The following is a 434-nucleotide window of genomic DNA, read 5'->3' on the forward strand; positions in this document are numbered from 1 at the left end:
GGTGCCGGGGTTGTCGGGGTCGGCCTCGGAGATCGCCTGCCGGGTCACGTCGGCGAACGCCCCTGCTTCCTTGCGGTAGTCGGGGTGGTCGTAGGTGGACGCGCGTTTGCCCGCCGGGACGTTGGACCAGCCGCTGGTGGCGCCGACGAGTTCCTCGTACTCCTTGCTGGAGGCCCAGGAGATGAACTTCCAGGCGTCGTCGGCCTTCTTGGAGGCGTTCTGCATGCCCCAGGCCCAGGTGTAGAGCCAGCCGGAGCTGTCGGTCCGCTCGACGGGGGCCGGTACGTAGCCGATCTTCCCCTTCACCGGGGAGCCCTCGGCCTCCAGCGATCCGGCGCCGGCGGTGGCGTCGTACCACATGGCGGTCTTGCCCTGGGTCATGTTGTTGAGGCACTCGGCGTACCCGGACTGCGGGGCGCCGAGCTGTCCGTGCT

General features: G+C 69.6%; 1 protein-coding gene. It reads right to left on the reverse strand.

Features of this window, described 5'->3' with window-relative positions; translation table 11 throughout:
- A partial coding sequence (locus RNB18_RS52415) for an extracellular solute-binding protein (protein WP_311721105.1) occupies window positions 1-434 on the reverse strand: 434 nt, incomplete at both ends.

It is taken from the genome of Streptomyces doebereineriae (assembly GCF_031845645.1).
GTDB lineage: Bacteria > Actinomycetota > Actinomycetes > Streptomycetales > Streptomycetaceae > Streptomyces > Streptomyces canus.